Below are 5,082 nucleotides of genomic sequence, written 5' to 3'. Positions count from 1 at the left end.
GGGGCGGTTGAGGGTTTTGGGGGTCATGATTGATTTTGTTTTGGTTGGCGTGTTTCGTCTGCCGCGAGGGTTTCGAAGTATTCGGCAAGGCGCCGCGTGCCGAACCGGGGCGCGATCATGTCCATCCCGAGCGCGGTCAGGAAGAACCGCGCCGGTCCACTGACGCGGCGCGGCAGGATCGGCAGGACGGTGAGCGCGGCGCGGCGCAGGGCGTCCGGCAGATGGGTGATGCGCGGCGCGGTCCCGAGGGCGGCGAAGGCGGCGCGGGCAATCTCGCCCTGGGTCATCACGTCGGGCCCGCCGACCTCGGCCCAGCCCCGCCCGGCTTCGGTCGCGTCGGCGACGGCCATTGCCAGGTCGGCGCCGTGGATGGGGTTGAGGCGCTGCGTGCCATCCCCGAAAAGCCACACGCGGCCGCGCCGGGCCATGTCCAGGATCTCGGCCATGTCGGAAAAGAAGCCGGTGGGCGCGATCACCGTCGCGGGCATGTCGCAGGCCCGAAGCGCGTCCACGAAGGCGGCCTTGGCATCGATCAGCGGCACGCCCGGCATGTCCTCCGCGTGCAGGACGTGGATGTAGGCGAAGCGCTTCACGCGCGCCGCTTCTGCCTCGCGCAGGAGGTTCAGGTTGGCCTGAAAGTCAACGTCCCTGTAGCCCAGCCCGTCGGTCTGCCGGGTGATGCCAAGCGACGAAACGACGAGGTCCATGCCGTCCATGATCCCCGTGAGTGTCTCGGGTCGCGTCGCCTCGGCCTCGACCGTGAGATCTGCCAGGCCTTCGCCCCGCGCGGTGTCGCGCACCAGGGCGGTGACGTGGTGACCTCGGCGCGCGTATTCGGCGCAAAGATAGCGTCCGAGATGGCCGGTCGCTCCGGCAACCAGAACGTTCATGGATCGTCTCCGGGTCAGAGGAAACCGACGCCAAGCGCGGCGGCGGTCATCAGGGCGAGGACGGGCGTCCAGAGCAGGCGCTCCGGGCGAGAGGGGCTCGCGGCGTTGGCGGCGAGGGACAGCAGGGTGAGCCCGAGTGCCGGCCAGAACAGCGCCTCCAGCGGTGCCGGGCCGATGCCGGCCCGGGCGAGCACCGCCCCGGCCATGGTGGCAAGCAGCGCAGCCTGGACCAGCGCCAGCGCCCGCCAGGGGGGCGGCAGGCGGCCCGCAAAGCGGCCGCCGACCGTCAGCCGCCCGAGCGGGGCGCCGGCGGCGTTGGCGACGTGCATCAGCATCGGCAACGCGGCCAGCCCGGCATAGGCGAAGGCGAGTATCTGGGTCATCGACCGGTCCTCACCGCCAGCGCGGGCGCCGCGCCGGAAAGGGCCGATGCGTTGCGCGTGGTCGTTCGTCCGGCAGCCCGGGATCGCCCGAGATATGCCGGTGCGGACGGGTGCGCCGCCGTGCCAACCGGCGCGCGCCTTTGGTCAGAAGGTGGTGAAGGCCGGCCCTGCGGGTACAGGTGTCGTGCATCGCGCCCTCCCACAGGTCACGCCCGCATGGCCGCTGCCGCGCAGACCCCGAGCAGGGCGGCCGGCGCAGGAGGGGCTATCAGCATCGGGTTCATGTCGTGTGTCCTTCGACTGTCGAATGTGTCGAGGGAGGATATACCCGTTCGTGCCGGGGCGCGGCATGACCGCAGGGATCAACGGATTGACCGCGCATGTCAATTCGAGAGCCACGCGGTCGGGCTCGCCCCGGTCCAGCGCCGGAAGGCCCGGACGAAGGCCGAAGCCTCGGAAAAACCCAGAAGGTAGGCTGTCTCGCCGACCGAGACCTTGCGCGCGCCGAGGTAATCCATCGCCATCCGGCGGCGCAGGTCGTCGTGCACTTCGGCGAAGGTAACCCCCTCGTCCTTCAGGCGGCGGTAGAGCGTCTGTCGGCTCATGCCGAGGTCCCGGGCGATCCGGTCCATCGACAGCGTTCCTTCGTGCAGATCGGCCAGCATCCGCGCCTCGACACCCGAGCGCACGGTATCATTGGCGGCAAGCTCCGCCAGCAGCCCGTCGGCGTGGCGGGTGAAGACGCCGAAGACGTAGTCCTTGCCGCCGTCGAACGCCTCGTCCAGCCAGACCGGATTGATCCGAAGTGCGTTGCGCGTGGCGCGGAAGGTGACCGGCACCCGGAAAAGCTCGGGATAGCGGTTGGCATGGGGCGGCGGGGCGTAGGTGACTTCGAGCGCCTGTTCGAACGGGTGTTCGGGGGCGGAGCGGCGGAATTCGGAAATGAACCGCGCAAAGCTCGCCTCGGTCGCCATCCAGGTGCCGTCGCAGGGGCGATTGTCCAGCAGCCAGACCGCGTCGTTCTCGCGCTTGAGTTCGAACCGGTCCCGCCCGCCGCGGATCGGCACATCGGCCATCAGGCGGGCATAGCGGTTGAGCTGGACGAGGCTGTGCGGAAAGGAGGTCGAGGCATGGACGATCTGGCCGACGATCGACATCGTCTCGAGCCGCGTCTCGAGCACATGCCGCAGCAGAAGAGAGGTGTCGCCCGTCGTCTGGATCCCGGTGGCGATGAGCGTCTCGTAGGCGGCGACCGGGATGCGCGTGTCCTGATCCACCAGATCGTCATCCGTCAGGCCGGATGCCGCCAGAAGGCCGTCCCGCGGCGCGCCTTCACTCACCGCATAGTCGAGGAACGCGCGCGCGAAACCGGCGGCCATGGTCTGATCGGACATGCGGTGGTCCTCCGGGGTCAGGATGTCGATGCGCCCGGTCATGCCCTTGCCGAACCGGCGCCGACAGAATGTCCGAAGACAATGTGTCAGGACAAGCCCGATGCTGCGCCCCATGTTCGCGCTCATCGCCACCCTTCCCGCTCCCCGCGCCCTCCCGTCCCCGCAGCGCCCCACGACCAAGCCCGTACCGCCGAAAGTGCCGACAAAAGTGACCGCCCAAAATCCCGGACCCGGCCCCAAAAGCACCGCCCTCCTGCATCACGGCCGCATCGCCGTCAAAATAGCTACATGATTTTGTCCAATCCGATGGGCGCACTCTTTGGTTGTTGCAACCCACTGGAAAGGTGGTACGAATTTTTGCTTACTTTCCAAATGCACCTACTGCCGAACAAGGATCGGCTAGATGACGCGAAACACCGGCACGTATCGAACCTCGCGGCACGTGGAGTTCCAACAAGTCTTGGTCGCGGCAATTCACTACCCAAGCCTGAGATTCTTCGCAGATCGCCTCCGCAAGGCCCGAAAATTGGACAGGGGCATCACCACGGCCGTCGGAATAAACCGGTCGCCCTCGCCCATGCGCTGTTCAAGATCCGTCAGAGATGGGCAGCCTCAACGCCCTGACAGATGCAGTTGCTAGATTTTGAGGTCTCTCGCGTAGTTTTGCAGGATCCAGGCCGGAAGATGTGGCTCCACAAAGGAAAGGCGCCCTGAGGCAAAGACAAGCATCGGCCGCGGTGGATCATTGAGCTTCGAGTTGTCGAAGACCATGCCGCGATCGGCCATCAGGACGGCCTGGCGGATCAGGGGTCTACACCGATCATATCGGGTCCGGATCTTGTCGTCGGGCACGTCGTGCCCGCCTTCCTCCGTGCGCCTTCGAACCCGGGCGACTGAGATATCCGGGTTCTCCACGCCGACATGCATGACCACGACGAGGTATCCAAGTACCTTGGCTTTTGAGATAATGTCGAGCTTGGACGGGTGAGAAAAAACCGTTTCCGTTGCGAAACTGCTCCGGGTCTCGAACATCTCGTCGCGGCGTGCCTGCGCAATCTGCGCCGCTTCGTAGGAGGCTTCCACCGATGGGTCCTGCAGCTCTTCCCGCTGGATGATGTCCGCGTTGACGAAAGAACCCTTGAAGACCGGCTCCACGCGCTCCTTGAAAAGCGTCGACTTGCCGGCCCCGTTGGGACCGGCAAGCAGGACGAGGCTCGGCCTCATTCGCGGTCAGAAGCCGACGCGTAAACGAGATTGCCGCCGGGATCGAGGCCGACGCCAAGACCCAGCTGCTGGCGTTCTGCGAAGAACTCTCGCTCCTTGTCCGAGGGTTGCATCATCTTTTCGGTGAAACCCTCAAGCCATGCGGCGTCTTCTCCGTCATGCAGATCCTTCGTGTCGAGCCTGCCCTCAAGTGCCGCCGTTACGCGTGCGTGGTCGTATGCGCCGGACGTTTCGATGGCGCGCCCAAGCTTGAGCCAGTGAGAGATCTGCCCGGCAACGGACCTGCTGCGCAGCTCCGCCTCCCGCCTTACAAGTGCCATGATGTCATCGGAAAGCTTTACAGATTGGGCCATTCAGGCCTCCCTTAAATCGCGGTGCATCCGAGGTAGCAAAATACCACCTGTCCATCAAGGGGATTGCTTCGGCGTGATGTGCACTTCAAGCGCGGTGAATTGGCTGCCGCCGAGCCGCTTCCTCCGACAAGCATAGCGCCGAACAGAACGTCGCTATTTGCCATCGCGAATAGATTTGTCTTGCCCCACCCGAAGCGCGCGTTCAGCAGATCCTCGAACGCGTTTCAGGCCGCGCGGTTCGCCCCGTCAGGCGGGTCCGGGTTGAAGGCGCGGATCGCTCCTTCAGACCGCCCGGCCCAACGCGGCACGATGCAATTGACCTCGAGATGCCCGGTATGGATGTGCGTTGTCGCAAAGAGTGGTGGGCGATAGCACTCTGGCACGCCAGCAAACGCTATCTCGCGATAAACCCACAGCGCATGGTCGACGGCGATGCGGGGTCCCGCCTCACCCTCCTCGTCCGATGCTCCTCCACGGACAGCACCCGGAAGAAGAGCCTCGCGGCGGAAGCTGCGTTCGATGTCGAGGAGTTGCGCCTGAAGCCTCACCGCGTCGATCTCCGAGGTGCCGTCCGTTACCATCCGCGCGAGATCCTCAAGACGACGCTCGGCCCCGATCAGCGCGCCGACAACCTTGGCCCTGGCCAGATCGCGCCAGGGTGTCTCGTCGCGATGCAGACTCACAAGGTAGCGGCTCACCGACAGGTCCGCCGCCTGCGCCGCAGCCTTGATCTTGGCGCGATCGGCGGCGGTGACGTAGAGCGCGTCCCACCTGACGGCTCGCTCCTGATCCGATTTGCGGGGGCGTGGCATGCGGGTCCTCCAGGCGTCGCGGTCGG

General features: G+C 65.8%; 6 protein-coding genes. All 6 read right to left on the bottom strand.

The genetic code is table 11. The features are described from left to right. Positions 1–23 precede the first annotated feature (23 nt). The 6 genes from DKT77_RS02275 to DKT77_RS02250 all read right to left on the bottom strand — a co-directional run bounded on the left by DKT77_RS02275 (position 24) and on the right by DKT77_RS02250 (position 5,056). A complete protein-coding gene (locus DKT77_RS02275) occupies positions 24–890 on the bottom strand; it encodes an SDR family oxidoreductase (protein ID WP_109810130.1) in 867 nt (288 codons plus the stop codon). A gap of 14 nt (positions 891–904) precedes the next feature. Continuing rightward, on the bottom strand, positions 905–1,273 hold the full coding sequence (locus DKT77_RS02270; protein ID WP_109810129.1) for a hypothetical protein: 369 nt from the start codon (positions 1,271–1,273) through the stop codon (positions 905–907). A gap of 383 nt (positions 1,274–1,656) precedes the next feature. Continuing rightward, positions 1,657–2,793, bottom strand: coding sequence for an AraC family transcriptional regulator (locus DKT77_RS02265; protein ID WP_238547630.1), 1,137 nt, complete (start codon positions 2,791–2,793; stop codon positions 1,657–1,659). 510 nt (positions 2,794–3,303) lie between these two features. Then, complete coding sequence (locus DKT77_RS02260) at positions 3,304–3,891, bottom strand: ATPase (protein ID WP_109810128.1); 588 nt, start codon at positions 3,889–3,891, stop codon at positions 3,304–3,306. Beyond that, the gene (locus DKT77_RS02255) at positions 3,888–4,244 is read right to left on the bottom strand and encodes a TA system antitoxin ParD family protein (protein ID WP_109810127.1); all 357 of its coding nucleotides are present in this window, start codon (positions 4,242–4,244) and stop codon (positions 3,888–3,890) included. The genes DKT77_RS02260 and DKT77_RS02255 overlap by 4 nt, the downstream gene beginning before the upstream one ends. A gap of 224 nt (positions 4,245–4,468) precedes the next feature. Further along, positions 4,469–5,056: a hypothetical protein gene (locus tag DKT77_RS02250; protein WP_146204938.1), complete on the bottom strand. Its 588-nt coding sequence runs from the start codon at positions 5,054–5,056 to the stop codon at positions 4,469–4,471. Between the last annotated feature and the right edge of the window lie 26 nt (positions 5,057–5,082).

Source organism: Meridianimarinicoccus roseus, from assembly GCF_003172915.1.
Classification (GTDB): domain Bacteria; phylum Pseudomonadota; class Alphaproteobacteria; order Rhodobacterales; family Rhodobacteraceae; genus Meridianimarinicoccus; species Meridianimarinicoccus roseus.
Note: the sequence above shows the minus strand (reverse complement) of the source record. Positions and strands in the feature narration are given on the sequence as shown.